This is a genomic window from Acidobacteriota bacterium (genome assembly GCA_016700075.1).
Lineage (GTDB): Bacteria > Acidobacteriota > Blastocatellia > Pyrinomonadales > Pyrinomonadaceae > OLB17.
In genome coordinates this window covers 1,702,051-1,720,153 of sequence record CP065000.1, presented here as the reverse complement: position 1 = coordinate 1,720,153, position 18,103 = coordinate 1,702,051, and the positions used below count along the sequence as shown (strand labels likewise).

Annotated in this window: 14 protein-coding genes; 9 read left to right on the top strand and 5 right to left on the bottom strand. The window is 54.8% G+C overall.

The window, feature by feature from the left end:
* Positions 1-240 precede the first annotated feature (240 nt).
* From IPM50_07710 to IPM50_07685, 6 genes are all read left to right on the top strand, one after another.
* Positions 241-1,896: a M1 family metallopeptidase gene (locus IPM50_07710; protein ID QQS31572.1), complete on the top strand. Its 1,656-nt coding sequence runs from the start codon at positions 241-243 to the stop codon at positions 1,894-1,896.
* Positions 1,897-2,100: 204 nt separating this feature from the next.
* Positions 2,101-4,263, top strand: a complete 2,163-nt coding sequence (locus tag IPM50_07705) for a dehydrogenase E1 component subunit alpha/beta (GenBank protein ID QQS31571.1) — start codon at positions 2,101-2,103, stop codon at positions 4,261-4,263.
* A 67-nt stretch (positions 4,264-4,330) separates the two neighbouring features.
* Complete coding sequence (locus IPM50_07700) at positions 4,331-4,726, top strand: GxxExxY protein (protein ID QQS31570.1); 396 nt, start codon at positions 4,331-4,333, stop codon at positions 4,724-4,726.
* 86 nt (positions 4,727-4,812) lie between these two features.
* Positions 4,813-5,505: a DUF305 domain-containing protein gene (locus IPM50_07695; protein ID QQS34485.1), complete on the top strand. Its 693-nt coding sequence runs from the start codon at positions 4,813-4,815 to the stop codon at positions 5,503-5,505.
* A gap of 12 nt (positions 5,506-5,517) precedes the next feature.
* The gene (locus IPM50_07690) at positions 5,518-7,410 is read left to right on the top strand and encodes a hypothetical protein (protein QQS31569.1); all 1,893 of its coding nucleotides are present in this window, start codon (positions 5,518-5,520) and stop codon (positions 7,408-7,410) included.
* 205 nt (positions 7,411-7,615) lie between these two features.
* Entirely contained in the window at positions 7,616-9,148 is a 1,533-nt protein-coding gene (locus IPM50_07685) for a M20/M25/M40 family metallo-hydrolase (protein QQS31568.1), read from the top strand.
* 67 nt (positions 9,149-9,215) lie between these two features.
* Here IPM50_07685 and IPM50_07680 read toward each other — a convergent pair whose 3' ends face one another.
* Positions 9,216-10,013: a winged helix DNA-binding domain-containing protein gene (locus IPM50_07680; GenBank protein ID QQS31567.1), complete on the bottom strand. Its 798-nt coding sequence runs from the start codon at positions 10,011-10,013 to the stop codon at positions 9,216-9,218.
* 94 nt (positions 10,014-10,107) lie between these two features.
* A complete protein-coding gene (locus tag IPM50_07675; protein ID QQS31566.1) occupies positions 10,108-11,724 on the bottom strand; it encodes a hypothetical protein in 1,617 nt (538 codons plus the stop codon).
* 172 nt (positions 11,725-11,896) lie between these two features.
* Here IPM50_07675 and IPM50_07670 point away from each other — a divergent pair, with 172 nt between their 5' ends.
* From IPM50_07670 to IPM50_07660, 3 genes are all read left to right on the top strand, one after another.
* Positions 11,897-12,307: an OsmC family protein gene (locus IPM50_07670; protein QQS34484.1), complete on the top strand. Its 411-nt coding sequence runs from the start codon at positions 11,897-11,899 to the stop codon at positions 12,305-12,307.
* Positions 12,308-12,385: 78 nt separating this feature from the next.
* Positions 12,386-14,554 (top strand): peptidylprolyl isomerase, encoded by a 2,169-nt coding sequence (locus tag IPM50_07665; GenBank protein ID QQS31565.1) that lies wholly within the window; start codon positions 12,386-12,388, stop codon positions 14,552-14,554.
* A gap of 84 nt (positions 14,555-14,638) precedes the next feature.
* Positions 14,639-15,133: a DUF4112 domain-containing protein gene (locus IPM50_07660; GenBank protein ID QQS31564.1), complete on the top strand. Its 495-nt coding sequence runs from the start codon at positions 14,639-14,641 to the stop codon at positions 15,131-15,133.
* A gap of 8 nt (positions 15,134-15,141) precedes the next feature.
* Here IPM50_07660 and IPM50_07655 read toward each other — a convergent pair whose 3' ends face one another.
* From IPM50_07655 to IPM50_07645, 3 genes are all read right to left on the bottom strand, one after another.
* Positions 15,142-15,552, bottom strand: a complete 411-nt coding sequence (locus tag IPM50_07655) for a transcriptional repressor (protein ID QQS31563.1) — start codon at positions 15,550-15,552, stop codon at positions 15,142-15,144.
* A 58-nt stretch (positions 15,553-15,610) separates the two neighbouring features.
* Positions 15,611-16,729: a VWA domain-containing protein gene (locus IPM50_07650; protein ID QQS31562.1), complete on the bottom strand. Its 1,119-nt coding sequence runs from the start codon at positions 16,727-16,729 to the stop codon at positions 15,611-15,613.
* A gap of 214 nt (positions 16,730-16,943) precedes the next feature.
* Positions 16,944-18,026, bottom strand: coding sequence for an SDR family oxidoreductase (locus IPM50_07645; GenBank protein ID QQS31561.1), 1,083 nt, complete (start codon positions 18,024-18,026; stop codon positions 16,944-16,946).
* Positions 18,027-18,103: the final 77 nt, after the last annotated feature.

The following is an 18,103-nucleotide window of genomic DNA, read 5'->3' as shown; positions in this document are numbered from 1 at the left end:
CGTCGAAAGGCTCTTTCGCTGCAGCGGCGGCCTGCGGGCGTTCGTTGGCCTTCTTTGTTTCGGGAGATGCTGCCGGTTCCTGGCCCGTGATGCCGACAAAACTGAAAGCCATCAATGAACAAAAGAAAATTGCGATGCGCATTTGTTATGAAAAAATATTCGCTTGCTCTGCAAAAGGCAAGCGAAAACCGGCGTCCGTGCTAGAATGCCTTGAAACTTTCAGCGCCTGCGAGGTCTTATATGAGGTCTATACTTTTTTCGTTCCTTTCGATTTTAGTCATTGCCGCTGCAGCATACGGCCAGCGTGATCTTGGCGTCCGCCCGACAGAAACGGGCGGCCCGCTGAGTTATGAGCAAGCGGCGTATGACGTCTATTACTATGGGATCGACGTTAAGGTCGATCCGAAAGAGCGTTCGATAATCGGCGAAGTGCTGATGACGGGCCGCATCGTCCATCCGACGAATGTGATCGTCGTTGATCTTGACACGCCGTTTCAGATCGAGTCCATCGAAAACTGGATGACACCGGCAAAATGGGAACGCCGCGGAGGAAAGATCTGGATCAAACTGCCGCAGACGCTTCAGGCAGGCGAGATGTTCGCGATCACGACCAAGTACAGCGGCAAGCCCCGCGTTGCTCCGCGTCCGCCGTGGATCGGCGGTTTTATGTGGGAGAAAACTCCGTCAGGTGCTGATTGGATCTCGGTCGCATTGCAAAACGACGGTGCCGACCTTTATTTCCCCATCAAAGATCACCCGTCCGATAAGGCCGATACTGCAGATATGTTCATCACGGTCCCCGATCCGCTCGTCGTTGCCGGGCCGGGCATTTTGGAACGCGTCGATAAGAATACGGACGGTACTACAACTTTCAAATGGTCGGTAAAGAATCCGATCCCGAACTACTCGCTGGTTTTTAACGCCGCTCCCTACAAGGTCATCAAAGACAGCGTCAAAAGCATCACGGGCGAGAACATCCCGATCGAATTCTACATACTGCCCGAAAACTTTGAGAAAGGGCCGCGGCTGATCGAGGAAACGAAGAAGTACAATGCGTTCCTTGAAAAATATCTGGGTCCGTACCCGTGGCGTTCGCAGAAGCTCGGCATCGCCGAGACGCCGCATCTCGGGATGGAGCATTCGACGATGATCGCGTATGGCAACAAGTTCAAGTACAACGAGGACGGCATCGACGGGCTGATGCTTCACGAATACGGCCATGAATGGTGGGCGAACCTAGTTACCGCGAGCGACTGGCGTGATTTCTGGATACACGAAGGTTTTCAGTCATTCATGGACACGCTCTATCTGGAACACATCGGCAAAAAGGACGCTTATTTTGCGGGAATGCGAAACCGCGCCGCCAGAACTCGCAATATGCAGCCCGTTGCTCCGCGTGAGATGAAGTTCGCATACGAGGTTTATCTGCAGGCACCTGATTTCATCGCAAGCGACGGCGACATTTACGGCAAAGGCGCCGTCGTGCTGCACACGCTTCGATATCTGATCGGCGATGAGGCATTTTTCCGAGCGCTCCGCAGAATGGCGTATCCCGACAAAGAGATGGAGTCGAGAACCGACGGTTCACAGACGCGGCTGGTCAACACGGACGATTTCCTGACCATTGCAGAGGAAGAATCGAAAATGGAACTCGGCTGGTTCTTTGAGGTTTATCTGCGTCAGCCGAAACTCCCGAAGTTGGTATTGGAACTCGTGCCCGGAACGCTGAGTCTTAGTTGGGAAACGCCGAACAACTTGCCGTTCCCGATGCCTCTTGATGTCGTGATCAACGGTAAAACGGAGCGCATTGAGATGAAAGACGGTAAAGCAAGGGTCTCGTACACCGGAGATGTGCCGACGGTCGATCCGGTCGGTTGGGTGTTGAAGGCTAGATAACACTTACGGTCTCTGAGTTCAGATATTCCGTCTCGGTGCTCGATCAGGTCGCCGTTCGTTCTGCTGTCGGCCGCGGCGATATCCTGAGCCGGCTAATATTGCAGAAATGCGGTCCAGAACTCCGAAATTGCCCGCCTTTCGTCGATTTGGTATCGTAGAACCTTGCCCGATATTCAGAATTATTTATAAAAAGTAGATTTAACAATGGCGACTGCGACTGAAAAATTGAACGCAAAGGCAGCCGGTGCGGCATCTGCCGCGGCAGATGACAAGTATCACGGCTTGGAGGCCGAGACGCTGGTCGAGATGTATCGGACGATGTATATGTCGCGCCGCATCGACGACAAAGAGATACAGCTGAAAGGCCAGAACAAGATATTCTTCCAGATCTCGGGTGCGGGCCACGAGGCAATGCTCGTCGGCGCCGCAAAGGCGATGAAGCCGGGCTACGACTGGTTCTTTCCTTATTACCGCGACCGCGCATTGATGCTCGGCTTGGGCATGACGGCGCAGGAAATGCTTTATTCATCGGTCGGAGCTGAGGTCGATCCGAATTCGCACGGCCGCCAAATGCCTTCGCACTGGGGACACAAGGACCTGAATGTTCCGTCGCAGTCTTCGTGTACGGGAACGCAGGCGCTTCATTCGGTCGGTGCTGCCGAGGCGAGCTATCGCGCAACGCTGCTCCCTGAACTTCAGGACAAGATCACGGGTTACAAGGGTGACGAGGTCGTCTATATGTCGGTCGGCGACGGCACGACCAGCGAAGGCGAATGGTGGGAAGCCCTGAACACCGCATGCAATCTCAAACTTCCGGTAATTTTCGTCGTAGAGGACAACGGCTACGCGATCTCTGTTCCGGTCGAAGTAAACACCGCGGGCGGCGATATATCTAAACTCGTTTCCGGCTTCCCGAACCTTTTTATTCAAAAGTGCGACGGAACCGACCCGCTGGATTCTTACGCCGCGTTCAAGCGAGCCGTCGAATACTGCCGCGAGCGCAAAGGCCCGGCATTTGTTCACGGCAAGGTGATACGGCCCTATTCGCACTCGCTGTCGGACGACGAAAAATTGTATCGCCCCGATGAAGAGCGTGATGCTGACGCCGCCATCGACCCGATACGCACATTTGCTGAGTTTCTGATGACCGAGCGCATCATTACTTCGGAAAAGCTCGAAGCTCTTCGCAAGGAAGTTGACGACGAGGTCAACAAGGCCGCGGACATCGCGGTCGAAACACCTCAGCCGCCGCCGGAATCCGCGCTTCGCAACGTATTTTCGCCGGATGTCGATCCGACCGACCGTCAGCTGTTTGATAGCGAAAACGGTGCTGAACTGTCAGGCAATCCCGGCACGATGGTCGATCTGATCAACCGCTGCATGCACGAGGAGATGGAACGCGATCCGCGGATCGTCGTTTTCGGCGAGGACGTTGCCGATTGCTCACGTGAGGAATATCTCGACATCGTCAAGGGCAAAGGCGGCGTGTTTAAGGTAACGGCAAATCTGCAAAGAAAATTCGGCTCGGCACGCGTTTTCAATTCGCCGCTCGCCGAAGCGAACATCGTCGGACGTGCCGTTGGAATGGCGCTCCGAGGGCTAAAACCCGTGGTCGAGATACAGTTCTTTGATTACATATTCCCGGCGATGATGCAGATCCGCAATGAGGTCGCCTTGACCAGATGGAGAAGCGACGGCGATTCGAAATGCCCGATGGTGCTGCGTGTTCCGGTGGGCGGCTATCTGAAAGGCGGTGCGGTTTACCACTCGCAATCAGGCACCACGCTGTTCGCGCATACGCCCGGGCTTCGCATCGTTTATCCTTCAACGGCACTCGATGCTAACGGCCTGCTCCGAACATCGATCCGCTGCGACGATCCCGTGCTTTTCCTCGAACACAAACATCTTTACCGCCAGGTTTACAATAAATCCGCGTATCCCGGCAGTGAGTTTCTTATTCCGTTCGGCAAGGCAAAGACCGTACGCGAGGGAAGCGACGTCACGATCGTCACCTTTGGTGCTCTGGTTGAACGCTCAAATCAGGCGGCGAAACGGCTCGAACAGCAGGGCATTTCGGTCGAGCTGATCGATCTTCGAACGCTCGTTCCGTACGATTGGGAAGCAATTGCCGAATCCGTGAAAAAGACGAGCCGTGTGCTCGTCGCTCACGAAGATCCGATCTCTTATGGCTACGGCGCCGAGATCGCCGCACGCATTTCGAACGAGCTTTTTGAATACCTCGACGCTCCGGTCCGACGCGTCGGCGCGACCGACACCTTCGTCGCCTATGCCCCGCAAGTGGAGGACTTCATCCTGCCGCAGTCAGAGGACGTCGAAGTCGCCGTGCAGGAGTTGATGAAGTACTAAGAAAACTAACCGCAGATAAACGCAGATGAACGCGGATTTCGTTTACTTGCGGTTAGATTTTCAGCTTATGACTGAATCGGAACTTAACAGCCTATCTGAAAAAGTCATCGGTTGTTGTCATACGATCAGCAACTCTCTTGGAAGCGGGTTCCTTGAAAAGGTGTATGAAAACGCATTGGCTCATGAGTTGCGAAAACTCGGGCTCAGGGTAAAGACGCAACAGCCCATTTACGTAATCTATGACGGCGTGATCGTTGGTGAATATTTTGCGGACCTTCTGATCGAGGGAGTTTTGATCGTTGAGCTGAAATCCTGCAACGGATTCAATGAAATTCACAAGGCCCAATGTATCAACTATTTGAATGCGACCAAGTTGCCGCTTTGTCTGCTAATAAATTTTGGACGCCCAAGGGTCGAGGTCAAACGCATCTTTCAATCTCAGTTTCTAGATAACATTGCCTGAATATCTGCGTGCCTCCGCGTGCATCTGCGGTTTATGTTTCCTCATCGAACTATCACGTTAAACGAGTGTGACAAGATATGCCATCGATGAAGGTGCCCAAACTCAAAGATTACGTAAGACTCTCAAGGTTCGTCCTAGCATATGCGATCGCGGCGATACTGATTTTTGTATTTTCAAGTGATCAGACAGCGGCTCAGCAAACGGAAAACGAGAAACCGCCGGTCATCGTTCAGCCCGGAGCACCGGGGCAGCCGACGCGCGTTTTGCCTCCCGACACTCGGGCAAAGCTGCCGCCGGTTTCTGCTAAAGACATCGAATTCATGCGCGGGATGATCGTTCATCATCTGCAGGCGGTCGAGATGACCGATCTGATAATGGCGCGCACCGAAAATGCGGACCTTCGCTCACTAGGTGCCCGGATCGCCCGCGGCCAGACCGACGAGATGGACTTCATGAAAAAGTGGCTCGCGTTCCGCGGCATTGATGGATCAGAAAACGCGGGCAGTGCGCACGGTTCCACGCAGCATAAAATGATGCCCGGCATGCTCACGAGGCAGCAGATGGATGCTCTGCGTCGAGAACGCGGAGGCGAGTTCGACCGCCTTTTCCTCGCGGGAATGATACAGCACCACGAAGGTGCCCTCACGATGGTCAAAGACCTTTTTGACGCCGCCGGAGCCGGTCAGGACGCAGAACTTTTCAGCTTTGCGACCGACGTTGACAGCGGCCAGCGTGCCGAGATCAAAACAATGCAAACTTTACTCGCAAGTTTGCCGTAATACACATCACTTATGAAGAAATTGTCCTTTGTCGCTCTTATAGTGTTCGCATTCGCCATCGCGGCAAATGCGCAGCTTCCTTCGGCCCCGAAGATGCCCGCGGGCATGAAGGGTGCCGATACAAAAGACCCGCGTGCGAATCTGAAACCGGGGCTTTTTGACGCCGGCGAGGCGGCGTTCGGCATCAAGCATATTTCGCTGTTGAAAAAGCCCGAGGCCTTCGACATGGGCGTCGATCCGAGCGCTCCGAAGGTCGGCGACGCGCTGAAAGCTCTCGGCATTCCCGACCCGCGGATGATCCCCGAAAAGGAACGCCTTGCATTCGCGGGGCTCGCATTCGCCAATTCGGACATCGCATTTCAGGGCAACAAGCTTTTCCTGGGCAATTTCTACGGCATAAATATCTATGACATCTCGACGCCGTCGAAAACAAAGCTGCTCACATCACTGATCTGTCCGGGCGGACAGGGCGACGTTTCGGTGCACGGCAACCTGATGTTCATGTCGGTCGAGATGCCGAACGGCCGCCTCGACTGCGGCACCGAAGGCTTTCCGCCGGCACCGATGGGGCCGATGGGAATGGGGATGCCTGCTGCGAATAAGGATCGCTTTCGCGGCGTGAGGATCTTTGATATTTCCGATATTCAAAAGCCGAAACAGGTCGCCGCCGTCCAATCATGCCGCGGTTCGCACACCCACACGCTGCTCGTCGATCCGAAAGACAAAGAGAACGTTTACGTTTACATTTCGGGAACTTCGTTCGTACGGCCCGGCGAAGAGCTGGAAGGCTGTTCGGGCGGCCCGCCGGATAAAGACCCGAATACGGCGTTGTTCCGAATCGAGGTCATAAAGGTCCCGCTCGCAAATCCGGAGAACGCAAAGATCGTTTCAACGCCGCGTATTTTCGGCGACGAAAAGACAGGCAAGATCAACGTACTCGATGACGGCGGTTCGCATTCGAATGCCGGCCGTAAAGAGGAGACGAATCAGTGTCACGATATCACCGTTTATCCTGAGATCGGCCTGGCCGCAGGTGCGTGTGCCGGAAACGGCATTTTGCTTGACATTCGCGACCCTGTAAATCCGAAACGCATTGACGCGGTCAACGATCCGAACTATGCCTATTGGCACTCGGCGTCGTTCTCGAACGACGGTAAAAAGGTCGTCTTTACCGACGAATGGGGCGGCGGCATGGGCCCGCGTTGCCGCGAGAATGACCCCGACAAATGGGGTGCGAATGCGGTTTTCACGCTCGATAACAACAAGCTGAAATTCCAAAATTATTACAAACTGCCTGCCGCACAGACAGATCAGGAAAACTGCGTTGCACACAACGGTTCGCTCGTTCCCGTGCCCGGACGCGACATCAAGGTGCAGGCATGGTATCAGGGCGGCATTTCGGTCAAAGATTTCACCGATCCTGCAAAGCCTTTCGAGATCGCCTATTTCGACCGCGGCCCGATCGACGCGAACGTCCTCGTTATGGGCGGCTCGTGGTCGGCATATTGGTACAACGGCCATATCTATTCGTCCGAGATCGCTCGCGGCCTGGACGTTTTCGAACTGACGCCGACAAAGTTCTTAACGCAAAACGAGATCGATGCGGCAAATTCAGTTCGCTTCGACGTGTTGAATGTCCAGCATCAGGAACGCATAAAGTGGACCAATGATCTCACAGTCGCGAAGGCCTACCTCGACCAGCTTGAGCGTTCGAACGCACTTCCGGCGGCACGCATCGCGGCGATGCGCCAAGCGATCGGCAAGGCTGAAGGTTCGACCGCCGAGGCCGCTAGGTTGAATGGGCTCGCCGGTGCTCTGACCAAGGACGCGCTCAGAGCAAAGAACCCGAAGGACGCACATCGAATGCGGGAGCTGGCGGAGATCTTCAGAAATCCTGCTGTTTAATTGATCCTTCGGTGCAAGGGATAACCGCTTCCGGGAGGAAGTAGCCACTTTCAACATTCTGTCAACATTTGGGATTGCCCCGCTCTTTAGAGTGGGGTTTTTGTCGTTCTTGAGATCTTGGGCTTTAGCCCAACTTTCAATTGAGGTTGGGCTGAAGCCCAAGTAATTGTGTATGCTAACCTGCAGCTAAAGCTAGAGGCAATTTATGAACAAGATCGGACTCGCGTTTTCGTTTTTCGCTCTAATCGTTCAACTAACGCTCGGGCAGAGTGTTCAAACGGACACGATTCGCGAATACCGCCAAGCTAACGAACATCGCCTCGTTACTGATTTCGTAAAACTTCTCTCGATACCCAATATTGCATCTGATACGGTTAACATCCGCAAGAATGCTAACCATCTTGTTACCGAGATGACTAAACGCGGCTTGAAACCGCAATTGCTTGAGGCCGCCGATAAAAAGGTTCCGCCGGTCGTTTATGGTGAATGGATGACGCCGGGTGCGACGAAAACTATTATTTTTTACGCTCATTACGACGGGCAGCCGGCCGATCCGGCAGCGTGGACGGGGAGTAAACCTTGGGAACCGGTACTGCGGTCGAACTCGCTCGAAAAGGGCGGCAAAGATCTGCCGTGGCCGTCAGCGACGACAAAGATCGATCCCGAATGGCGCATTTACGCACGATCGGCGTCGGATGATAAGGCCGGTGTTTTTGCTATCCTCACCGCGTTTGACGCGCTGGTCGCAAAAGGGATAAAGCCGACGGTGAACATCAAATTTTTCTTTGAGGGTGAAGAAGAGGCAGGTTCGCCGAACCTGAAAGAGATACTCACCAAAAACAAAGAATTGCTGAAGGCTGACGCTTTTATCGTGTGCGATGGCCCGGTTCATCAGTCGGGACGAAAGCAGGTTGTGTTTGGCGTGCGTGGTGATGTTAACGTAGATCTCACTGTTTATGGCGCCAAACGGCCGCTGCACAGCGGGCATTACGGCAACTGGTCACCGAATCCGGCGATGACGCTTGCGAGGCTACTTGCGTCGATGAAGGACGCCGCGGGAAACATCATTATCAAGGGATGGGCCGACGACGTGGTGCCCTTTGGACCGATTGAGATTCAAGCCATCAAAGAAGCCCCGCAGTACGACGACGAGCTCAAGAAGCAGCTTGGGATCACGTTTACAGAAGGCGGCGGCAGCCTTCTCGAACGCATCAATCAGCCGTCACTTAACATCAACGGCTTCAAAAGCGGCGATGTCGGCAGCCTTGCGAGAAACGTCATTCCTACGACCGCTACGGCGGTTCTCGATCTGCGGCTCGTCAAAGGCAACGACGTCGCGCGTCAGATCGAAAAGCTTCGCCGGCATATCGAATCGCAGGGCTTCTATGTGATCGATCGCGACCCGACCGATGCCGAGCGTCTCAAACATCCCTTCATAGCCAGATTCACTCAGCTAGAGGACGGATATAATGCACAGCGTACGAAGATGGACCTACCGATCTCCATCGCCGTGATCAACGCCGTCCAGGCCGCGTCTGTTGAACCGATCGTGCGTATGCCAAGCCTCGGCGGCAGCCTGCCGCTGTCGATCATCAGCGATACGCTGGGGATGCCGACGATCACCGTTCCGATTGCGAATCACGATAACAATCAGCACGCGGAGAATGAGAATATCCGTATCCAGAATCTTTGGGATGGAATTGAAACATTTGCTGCATTGATGACGATGAAGGTTTAGCAACAGAGCACACATAGAACATTGAGGGGAGAGATACAAATCTAAGTATGCTCGGTGATCTCGGCTGCTAAATGTTCTTTAGCTCGTAAATCCCCGTAGCGAGACGATCAGCTAAACCCTCATCCACAAGTTCGTGATTCGCCTTGCCCGCTTCGGCTCGTGACAGGCCGAATTTGCCTGCAAGCTCGCCGCGCAATGTCATTCCGAACGCCCTCAAGTATGCCCTTGCCAGGTCGCGAACTGCATCTTCGCGTTTCATCTTCACTTTCAACTCTTTCGGAAAGCGTCCTTCTGCGAGCGTCCAAATGTAGGTGAATTTCGGCACGTAAACCACCTCCGCGGGGACGACCTTCATTCGCTTTTGGAGTTCGTCGATGGCCTTAGTCAGTCTTGCACGGTCAAATCCCGTTTCGGCACGCAGATCGGCTGTCGCCATTTCCCATTCTTTTCTCAATATTTTCAGAACGGCCTGAGCGTCTTTAGACAAAACGCCCGCCTCGCCGGCTTTTGAGCAGCCCCAGAGCGAGTTGAATACAGGTATCAGCCGTGGTGCGAGAAACATCGAATTGCCCTTATGGATCTTGCCGTAATAAACGCGGCCGCGTGCGATGACCTCGTCCTTCAACACCCATGCGGCACTCGCCTCTTCGTCTTTTTGAACGTTGCGGGGCATATGTGCATCGCGGCGGCCGCAAACGGCGATATAGACGGACGGCATACGTTTGCGTACATCGGTCATCCCGAGGCAGAAGCCGAGGTCCTCGACCATCGCCTCGACGTCCTCGACCGTTTTGACGCGAAGATGCTCCTCACGCCGCCACAAGCGGTCTCGGTAGGCTTCGATATCTTCCGATATACCCAACATAACAGCGGAAGATTACTCTACTTTTCGCCCCAAGCAAAAGGATTAAAAAAGGACGGCACTTTCGCACCGTCCAATTCGCTGCCGTTGCGAGAAATTATCGATAGCTTCGATCCGGCGACGTAGATGTCAGTACGAATGTCGTCCCCTGCATCAGCCGAAGTTCTTCCTTGCCGGTGACGATCACCGAACCGGCTCCCGCTCCGCCGCCGATCACGGCACCGATCGCCGCGCCTTTTGCGCCGCCGGCGATTGCTCCGATGATGGCTCCTACGCCTGCACCGATACCGCCGCGTTTTGCGGTCTCTTTCGTCTGCGAATCGCTTTTCGCGGAGCCTTCGTCGTCGATCTTGATCACTTTTCCATTAAGATCGCGGATCTCCCCCAGTACGCCCGCAAAATCGTAGGTTGCCCCGTCGCGGAGCGTGATCTTGTCGAAATTGAACGTTATATTCGACCTGCCGGAAACGCGGCCCGAGCGGTTCACGTTAGTTATGTAACCCTCTATAACGGCACCGCGAAACTCGTCCGGCGACTGCACCGTCATTCGAAACCGATCGTTATTCTGCGAAACTCCGGTCCGGATCTCGTTGTCGAGCAGAGCCGTCACCGAGGTATTGAATGGGACAACGTAGTTACCCGGACGAGATGTTGCGATCACAGGGCCGCGGCCCGTTGATGTGCCTTGCGTCGTCCCTTGTGTGCTGCTGCTGGGCGGATCGTTCTCGGAATAGCCGCCGTAGTTGTCATCATTCGGAGCGGCACCGCCGCCGATATTGAGCCGGGCAACGGAGTCCGTCTTGTTATAGACGCTCTCGGCGAATACCGTCTGACGCAAATATTCGGTAGTTATCCGGCGTGATACCTTCATCGAACGCCCATTGCTTACTGATGTGAAAGTTATCGTATAATCCGTCTCGCCTCCCAGGCTTGAAATTGTCAGCGTGTCGCCGCTCAGCGTCGCACGCAGCCGCACCGTCGCACCTGCGGCGTTGCGTTCGACCTTGTCGCGGCCGTCAGCGGTCAGCGTTATTGCCGGCCCTCTGGAGGAAGCGAGCGTCACCTGTCGCCCGCGTATCTCAATAGCAAGCTGTTCCGGGGCCTCGAGCTTTTCGGCAAGGTCATCGCGATCCTCATCGCTCAGGTTCTCGCCCGAAAGTACATCATCGATGCGTTCGCTGCGTTCCCGGTCAAGTTCGTAAGTCCCTGAAAGGCCCACGCTTAGAGTACTAGAGGGCATCGGCTGCGAATAGCCGCCGCTCGTTCCGGCATCAGCTCCCCATCGTGTGACGATGCCATAATTGGCACCCAAACGGTCGAGCGATGTTCGCACGCCCATCCAGTTATCCATCACCTTTTGATTCTGAGGATTATCTCCGAGGAAGCGTTCCACACGCTGTGCAGCGTCGATGACCGCACGCGCATCGCTGCGGTTCTCGCGTTTTCGGTCGAAATTCTGCTCAAATTCACGCATCCGGTCGCGCATCTCCCGGATCATGTCCTGAGCATCAGAGAGAAGTTCGTTCGAATCAGAGCTCGACTGCATTTGAAAACGCAGATTGTATTCAAAATCGTCTAGCCGCGACTTCAGCGCCCGCACCGTATCGCGGACCTCGCGTTCATTGCGATTCTGGGCCTCTGCGGTGGCCGATAAACCTGAGATAACGAACATCGCAGCTGCGGCCACGGTAAGTAAACGAATTTTTCCAAACATTTTCAGCATCCTCATTATGATGGCAATTGTGAGCCGACCTTGGGACACACTGCCCCTACGCGCTCTTTGAAGCATAACGCGTGCCAAGGGTTGCGTGCCAAGATGATTGCGCAGGTTCGTATGATAAAATTGAACTGTTTCGGCGCGTAATATCATGGCAACAAGCAATACAATGTCCGCAGAAGTGATCTCATGCGGGGACGAGCTCTTTATCGGTATCGGGCCCGGCGGGCTCGCACAACTTATGGATACTAAAGGAGATAGGCACTCCGCACCTACTCCGATGGAAATGCTGCTGGTCGCCGTCGCAGGCTGTACTGCGGTAGATGTCGCGTCAATACTCGAGAAAAAACGCCAGCAGGTAACTGACTACAGGATCAAAATAACCGGCACACGCGCCGACGATCATCCGCGAAAATTCATCTCGTTCGACGTCCACCATATCGTGTATGGCCGCGACGTTTCCGAAAAAGCGGTAGCCGACGCCGTCGAGCTTTCGGATATGAAATACTGCTCCGTCGCCGCCACCGTCCGCCCGACCGCGGCCATCAACACGACGTATGAGATCGTTGAGGTCGAATAGGCGAGCTTAAGAGCGTTCCGCATTTTTTGACAGCCTCGTGTAGGGATATCATTAGATATCTCGACCCGAGGCATGTTTATGAAACGAACTAGTTTGATCTTTGCCGCTATATGTTTGTCGGCCGTGTTCGCTGCTGCGCAGGTACCTGTTAATACCCAGATCCAGATCGTAAAGGCGGAAGACGCCCGGCGTTATGACGCGACGCTGGAAAATTTACTGCGGTCGCCGAATGCTGATGTGCGTAGGCGTGCGGCGCTTGCTGCAGGACGCATCGGAAACGAGGCGGCGATACCTGTGTTAGCGGAACTGCTTGCGAGTGACGGTTCCAATGCTGTTCGTGCAATGGCAGCGTTCGCGATCGGTGAGATCGAATCGGTCAAGGGAGCCGAAGCGATATTGAAACAGGCAGCGGTTTCACTCGACCGCGAGGCAGCGGGCGGCCCCGCCGTCATCGCAAGGGCTGTCGAAGCCGCAGGAAAGATCGCCGCTGCAAACGCAAAAGATCCGTCCGCGGCAAAACTGAGCGAAGCGATCATCGCTGTACTCGCCGCGGAAAGTGAACTGGGCAAAGATCGTAACGCTGACATCGTGCTCGCGGGAATCACTGCCGTCTTGCGGGCACGTCCTGCACAGGGCGAACAGGCAGCAGCGGCGTTTCTCACGGATGCTGATGCCCGCATTCGTGCTGATGCCGCAAATACGCTGGGTCGATTGCGTGCAAAGATCGGCGTTCCAACGCTGCGATCGATGCTCGCGTCAGATCCCGATGCCGTCGCTCGGGCAAATGCGGCACGTGTGCTCGGCGTTTCAGAGGATAAGTCGGTAGTTCCCGATCTGATCGCAGCATTGAAAGACCGCGACACGCGGGTCCGTGTTTCGGCGATACGCTCGCTCGCGACCTTGCGCGACAAAGCCGCCGTTGAACCGCTGATCGCTTACGGGGAAGCTCTTCTGCAAGCCTATAAGAAAGCGAAAAAGCTGAATTTCTACCCTGTCGAGGAGAATGAATTTATCGAGCTCGCCACCGCTCTCGGCCAGCTAATACCGAATTCGTTCAATGAATCCGCGCTGAATTTGATACGTGAATTCGGCAAGCTAGACAAAGGTTTCGCGACCGAGGTTTACGTTGCAAGGCTGCGGATAGCTCCGGGCCGCGGCGATCAGGGAATGCCCGAGCTTGAACACTGGAAACAGTATCGAACGCTGGTCACCATTGTCGGCGAATTTGCCGGCATCGAACCGGCGACCGACGAAGGCAAGGCGATGAAAGCCGAAGCTCCGTCCGTGCTGAAGCCGCTTGCTGAGGCATTTGCCGAAGCCGATCCGAAAGAGGACGCAGACACGATACTCGCCGGTGCCGATGCCCTTCGCGCATACGGACGATTTTTCACAGACGACCTAGACGAGCTGCTGCGGCTTGCCCTAAAGAACAAAGACGTTCAGATACGCACCGCTGCCGCTAGCCTGTTGGGCGAACGTCCCACTACAGAGATCAACGTAGCTGCGGTCCGCGATGCGTTTTTTGCCGCGAAAATGGACCGCGACAACGACGCCCAGCTTGCGATGCTGGCGGCGGTCGTAAAGCTCGACAAGGCAGCTGCCGAGCCCGCGCTGCGTGCGGCGCTCGATTCCGTAGATCATCTGGTGCGAAAACGAGCCGCGGAATTGATCCGTCTCAACGGACTCGATGACAAATTCCCGGGGTATCGCGATAAAGCCGAGCCGCTGAGAGCATTTGCGCCCGGAAACCCCACGAGAATGGGCCAGATCATTTATCGCGACGCAGATTACCGTCGTGCCGTTTCCCGAAAGAACGGCTCCGTGAAGGCCGTCCTGACAACGCAGAAAGGCAGATTCACGATCGACCTGCTGCCCGAGGACGCACCGCTCACCGTAGATAATTTCATCACGCTGGCACGCCGCGGATATTTTAATGGCCTCGCCGTTCATCGCGTCGTTCCCAATTTTGTGATGCAGGACGGCGATCCCCGCGGCGACGGCACCGGCGGCCCCGGCTGGTCGATCCGCTGCGAGGTGAACACCGTAATGTACGAACGCGGAGTTGTCGGCATGGCACTTTCCGGTAAAGACACGGGCGGTTCGCAGTGGTTCGTCACGCACGCACCGCAGCCGCACCTGGACGGCGGCTACACCGTTTTCGGCAGAGTGAACGAAAACGATATGAAGGTCGTAGATAACATTGTCCGCGGGGACAAGATCTTGTCCGTTCGGATCGTAGGAAGATAATTCACCACAGAGCCCACGGAGAACACGGAGCGATGTCGGGACGGTATACTCTCTGTGGCCTCTGTGTGCTCTCTGGCCAATTAAATGTCGGATAGCGAAATCACAAAACGCCAGGTCGAGATCGAGGAAGGGCTCGACAATCTCGCTCATTATCTGGACGGACTGTTTCGCATTCCGGGAACAACGTGGCGTTTTGGGTTGGACGCGGTCATCGGCCTGATACCGAACGTCGGAGACACGCTGACATCATTCGCATCGTTTTACATACTGCTGGCAGGTGTCCGCTACGGCGTTCCAAAGATAACGCTGCTGCGTATGGCGTTCAATATCGGGCTTGATTACGTGGTGGGTGCGATACCGTTTCTTGGCGATGCGTTCGATTTCTTTTGGAAATCGAACCGCCAAAATATGGAGCTTATCCGCACACGTGCCGCAGGCCACGGCAAAGGGAAGACGAGCGACTACGTTTTCGTTTTCGGCCTGATCGGAATACTCATTCTGCTACTGATCAGTTCGATCCTTGTGAGCGTTTATGTGATCTCCGCGATACTTTGGGAGATCTTGACGCTAAATATTTAACGGAAAGACTAATTCGCAGCTTGGCAATCGGGACAGGTGCCGCGGAGGGTGAATTCGAGGCTTTCGGGCTTAAAGTGCGACATTTCCGCCGCTCTTGAGACGAACTGCTTCGGCATCGGCATTTCGATATCGACCAGTTTTCCGCACGAGGTGCAGATGGCGTGATCGTGCCGGTGGGTGAAACGGTCAAATCGGCTGGCACCGTTGCCGAACTGTATCTCGGCAATATGTCCGGCGTCTTTCAAAAACCGTAGGCTGTTGTAAACCGTCGCAAATGAGATCGACGGCAGCAGAGCTTTTGCATGAGCAAAGACCTCGTTCGCCGTTAGGTGCTCTTCAGAATCGCGGATAACTCGCAATACAGCTTCCCGCTGCCGCGTCAAACCCGTAACATTTTCATTCCCCTTGACCATAGCCATCTTAAGTCAAAATTAGAATAATTCTAATGTAACGAAAAGTCAATATCGACAGGCGCCTCTAGTTTTGAGTTGCGATCAGCAGTTTACGGCGGGCCTGAACCGTGAGGCCCGGGCGTTTTGAGACGACCTCGATCTTTCGTTCGGCGATGCCGCGTGTGCCGACGGCCTCTTCGCGGGGCATATAGGTGACCACATAAACAGAATCGATCATACGTGCGACGCGTGGTGCCTTTTCGATCATTTCGTCGACGGTGCCGGGCAGAATCAATTCGCCGTTGGTGTTCTCGGCGAGCTTGCCGAGCTGTTCCTGGCTCAGGTCCAGATCGGCCTTGCGGGCCTTCATACGTCGAATAAAAGTGCGGTCGGTGTTGATGGTCGCGATGCGCGGAGCTTTCGCAGCGTCGCGGACGCCGTTGGGCAGCGTATCAGCGATCTCGTCCGGCATTGGCCGCGGTGGAGGTGTTTTGGAAATGCCTTTGGTGCGCGGTTCGATATCCACGGATTCCATTTCTGTGTAGCTGAAAACGTGAACACTCGCGTCGGTCGCGGTCAGCCGTTGAAGCGCGTCAACCTTCGCGGACGAATTGGCAACACTGTCCGTGCCGTCCGTGATCAATACGATGTGGCGGTTCTCGAGGCCCGAACGCTTCATCAATTCGGCGGCGTGGTTGAGCGCATCGACAAACGCTGACTTTCTGCCAAAACTCGACCTTGCTACTGCGGCACGCGCCTCGCCTCTGTCGTTCGTCCATTCCGCCAGCAGTTCGGGCTTGTCGGCATACTGCATCACCGCAATGGAATTGCCTTCAGCGAGAGCGTCGATGAGAGCAATCGCTACGCGTCGCGTACGGTCAAGCGATTTCACGTAGCGCAGCTCGCCGCCCGTATCCATAATGATAAGAACATTTGCAGGAATGCGGCGGACGCTGGTCGGCGGATGCAGGCGATCGTTTTCGACGATGACCAGATCGTTTTCGGTCACACCGCGAAAGAATTTGCCGCTGTCGTCAAAGGCGAGGACGTTCAGTTTTATCTCTTCAATAGTGATCTTTACCGTGTCGTCGTCCCGGGGTGTTGGTGTGGGCGTCGGCTGCACACGACCGCTCTGCGCGGAGGTAAAGATCGCCGCCGACAGCAGCAAAAACAATGCGAATGAGATCTTTCTTGTGTGCAACATGCCTGACATTCGACAAATATGATGCCCTATATTGGCATCTCTTTGCATTCAGATCTACATAGTTGCAGAAGCCCGAGCGTCAGCAAGGGCGGTATTCGGAGCGAAAGGACATAAAAGCGATACGGGCAGAAGATATTTGCACTTCTTTCGTTTGCTCCCGGCGTTCGCTATGGCCCTCGCTGACGCGCGGGCTCTCGCAACTTAGAACGAACGTTCAAAGCTTAGGATACTCTTCGACGAAATCAAGCAGATTGCCGACGTAGTCCTTGAACCGCGGGCATTCGATCGAATGAGCGGCGAGAAGTTCGTCGGCGACCGCCGTGTCGTAAGTTTGCGATATGAAAAAATACGGTACTCCGGAATGCGGCAGGCCCGTAAGCTTTGGCGAGATGCCCGTGTTCAGAAACCATTCCGCCAGTTTGGTAGGCGGGGCGAATTCGGACTTTCGGCCGGTCATTTCGACTGCGATCGCGTCGAATAACGCGGCGGTCGTTAACGGATCAGGGTCTGCGAGAGCGATAGTTTTCCCCATTGCGGCGCCGTCGCGGGCGAGCTGTGCTATGCCTTCGACGACAAAATCGACCGGAACCAGGTTCAGCCTAACCTGTTTGTTGCCAACATTTATCAGACGAAGAAGCCACGGTGCTTTGCGGAGATAATGGATCAAATAATAGATACCGTCGTATTTGGCGGTCTCACCGGTTTCGGAATCGCCCACGACCACTGAAGGCCTAAAGATCGTTAGCGGCACCATATTCTTCAGCCTTTCGACCTCGAGCTCGGCAAGATATTTCGTCTCTTCGTAGTAGTTGCGAAACCCTGCTTTGTGCTCGAGCTCGGTCTCCAAAATGACGCCATCGCGTTTGCCCGCGACATAGCAGGTCGAGATGTAGTTGTATCGTTTCAGGTCTTTGATCGACAGCACGAGGTCGTTGACGTTCTTTGTGCCCTGCAGGTTCACACGAAACGCAAGGTCCTTTTCCACGTCCAGATCGTAGGCCGCCGCAAGGTGAAAAACGTCCGTCGTTTCGAACTGTATGGTCTCAAGATCGGCATTCGGTATGCCGAGCTGCGGCTGCGTTATGTCGCCTTCAACGATGACGAAATTTTCAAGCGGGACGGCAGTTGCGACGGAGATCTCTTCGATCTCTTTCATCGCTCGTTCTACAAAATGCGGCTGGACCAGAAGGAAGAACTGCGTTTCGCTCGATGCGAGGCGAGCGATCAGCCTTTCGGCGATAAAACCGGGAAATCCCGTGATGAAATACGTCTCTCGAAAAAGCATACCCAATCCCATTTTACCAATTAACGTAAGCGGCGTGCCGAATCATTTGGGTAAAATGTTGTTTACACCGCGTGAAGCGTTGTGATAGA

Bases quoted from the DNA above. Each gene is read 5' to 3' on its own strand.
- IPM50_07710 (QQS31572.1), top strand. From the start codon at position 241: ATGAGGTCTATACTTTTTTCGTTCCTTTCGATTTTAGTCATTGCCGCT.
- IPM50_07705 (QQS31571.1), top strand. From the start codon at position 2,101: ATGGCGACTGCGACTGAAAAATTGAACGCAAAGGCAGCCGGTGCGGCA.
- IPM50_07700 (QQS31570.1), top strand. From the start codon at position 4,331: ATGACTGAATCGGAACTTAACAGCCTATCTGAAAAAGTCATCGGTTGT.
- IPM50_07695 (QQS34485.1), top strand. From the start codon at position 4,813: ATGAAGGTGCCCAAACTCAAAGATTACGTAAGACTCTCAAGGTTCGTC.
- IPM50_07690 (QQS31569.1), top strand. From the start codon at position 5,518: ATGAAGAAATTGTCCTTTGTCGCTCTTATAGTGTTCGCATTCGCCATC.
- IPM50_07685 (QQS31568.1), top strand. From the start codon at position 7,616: ATGAACAAGATCGGACTCGCGTTTTCGTTTTTCGCTCTAATCGTTCAA.
- IPM50_07680 (QQS31567.1), bottom strand. From the start codon at position 10,013: ATGTTGGGTATATCGGAAGATATCGAAGCCTACCGAGACCGCTTGTGG.
- IPM50_07675 (QQS31566.1), bottom strand. From the start codon at position 11,724: ATGTTTGGAAAAATTCGTTTACTTACCGTGGCCGCAGCTGCGATGTTC.
- IPM50_07670 (QQS34484.1), top strand. From the start codon at position 11,897: ATGTCCGCAGAAGTGATCTCATGCGGGGACGAGCTCTTTATCGGTATC.
- IPM50_07665 (QQS31565.1), top strand. From the start codon at position 12,386: ATGAAACGAACTAGTTTGATCTTTGCCGCTATATGTTTGTCGGCCGTG.
- IPM50_07660 (QQS31564.1), top strand. From the start codon at position 14,639: ATGTCGGATAGCGAAATCACAAAACGCCAGGTCGAGATCGAGGAAGGG.
- IPM50_07655 (QQS31563.1), bottom strand. From the start codon at position 15,552: ATGGCTATGGTCAAGGGGAATGAAAATGTTACGGGTTTGACGCGGCAG.
- IPM50_07650 (QQS31562.1), bottom strand. From the start codon at position 16,729: ATGTTGCACACAAGAAAGATCTCATTCGCATTGTTTTTGCTGCTGTCG.
- IPM50_07645 (QQS31561.1), bottom strand. From the start codon at position 18,026: ATGGGATTGGGTATGCTTTTTCGAGAGACGTATTTCATCACGGGATTT.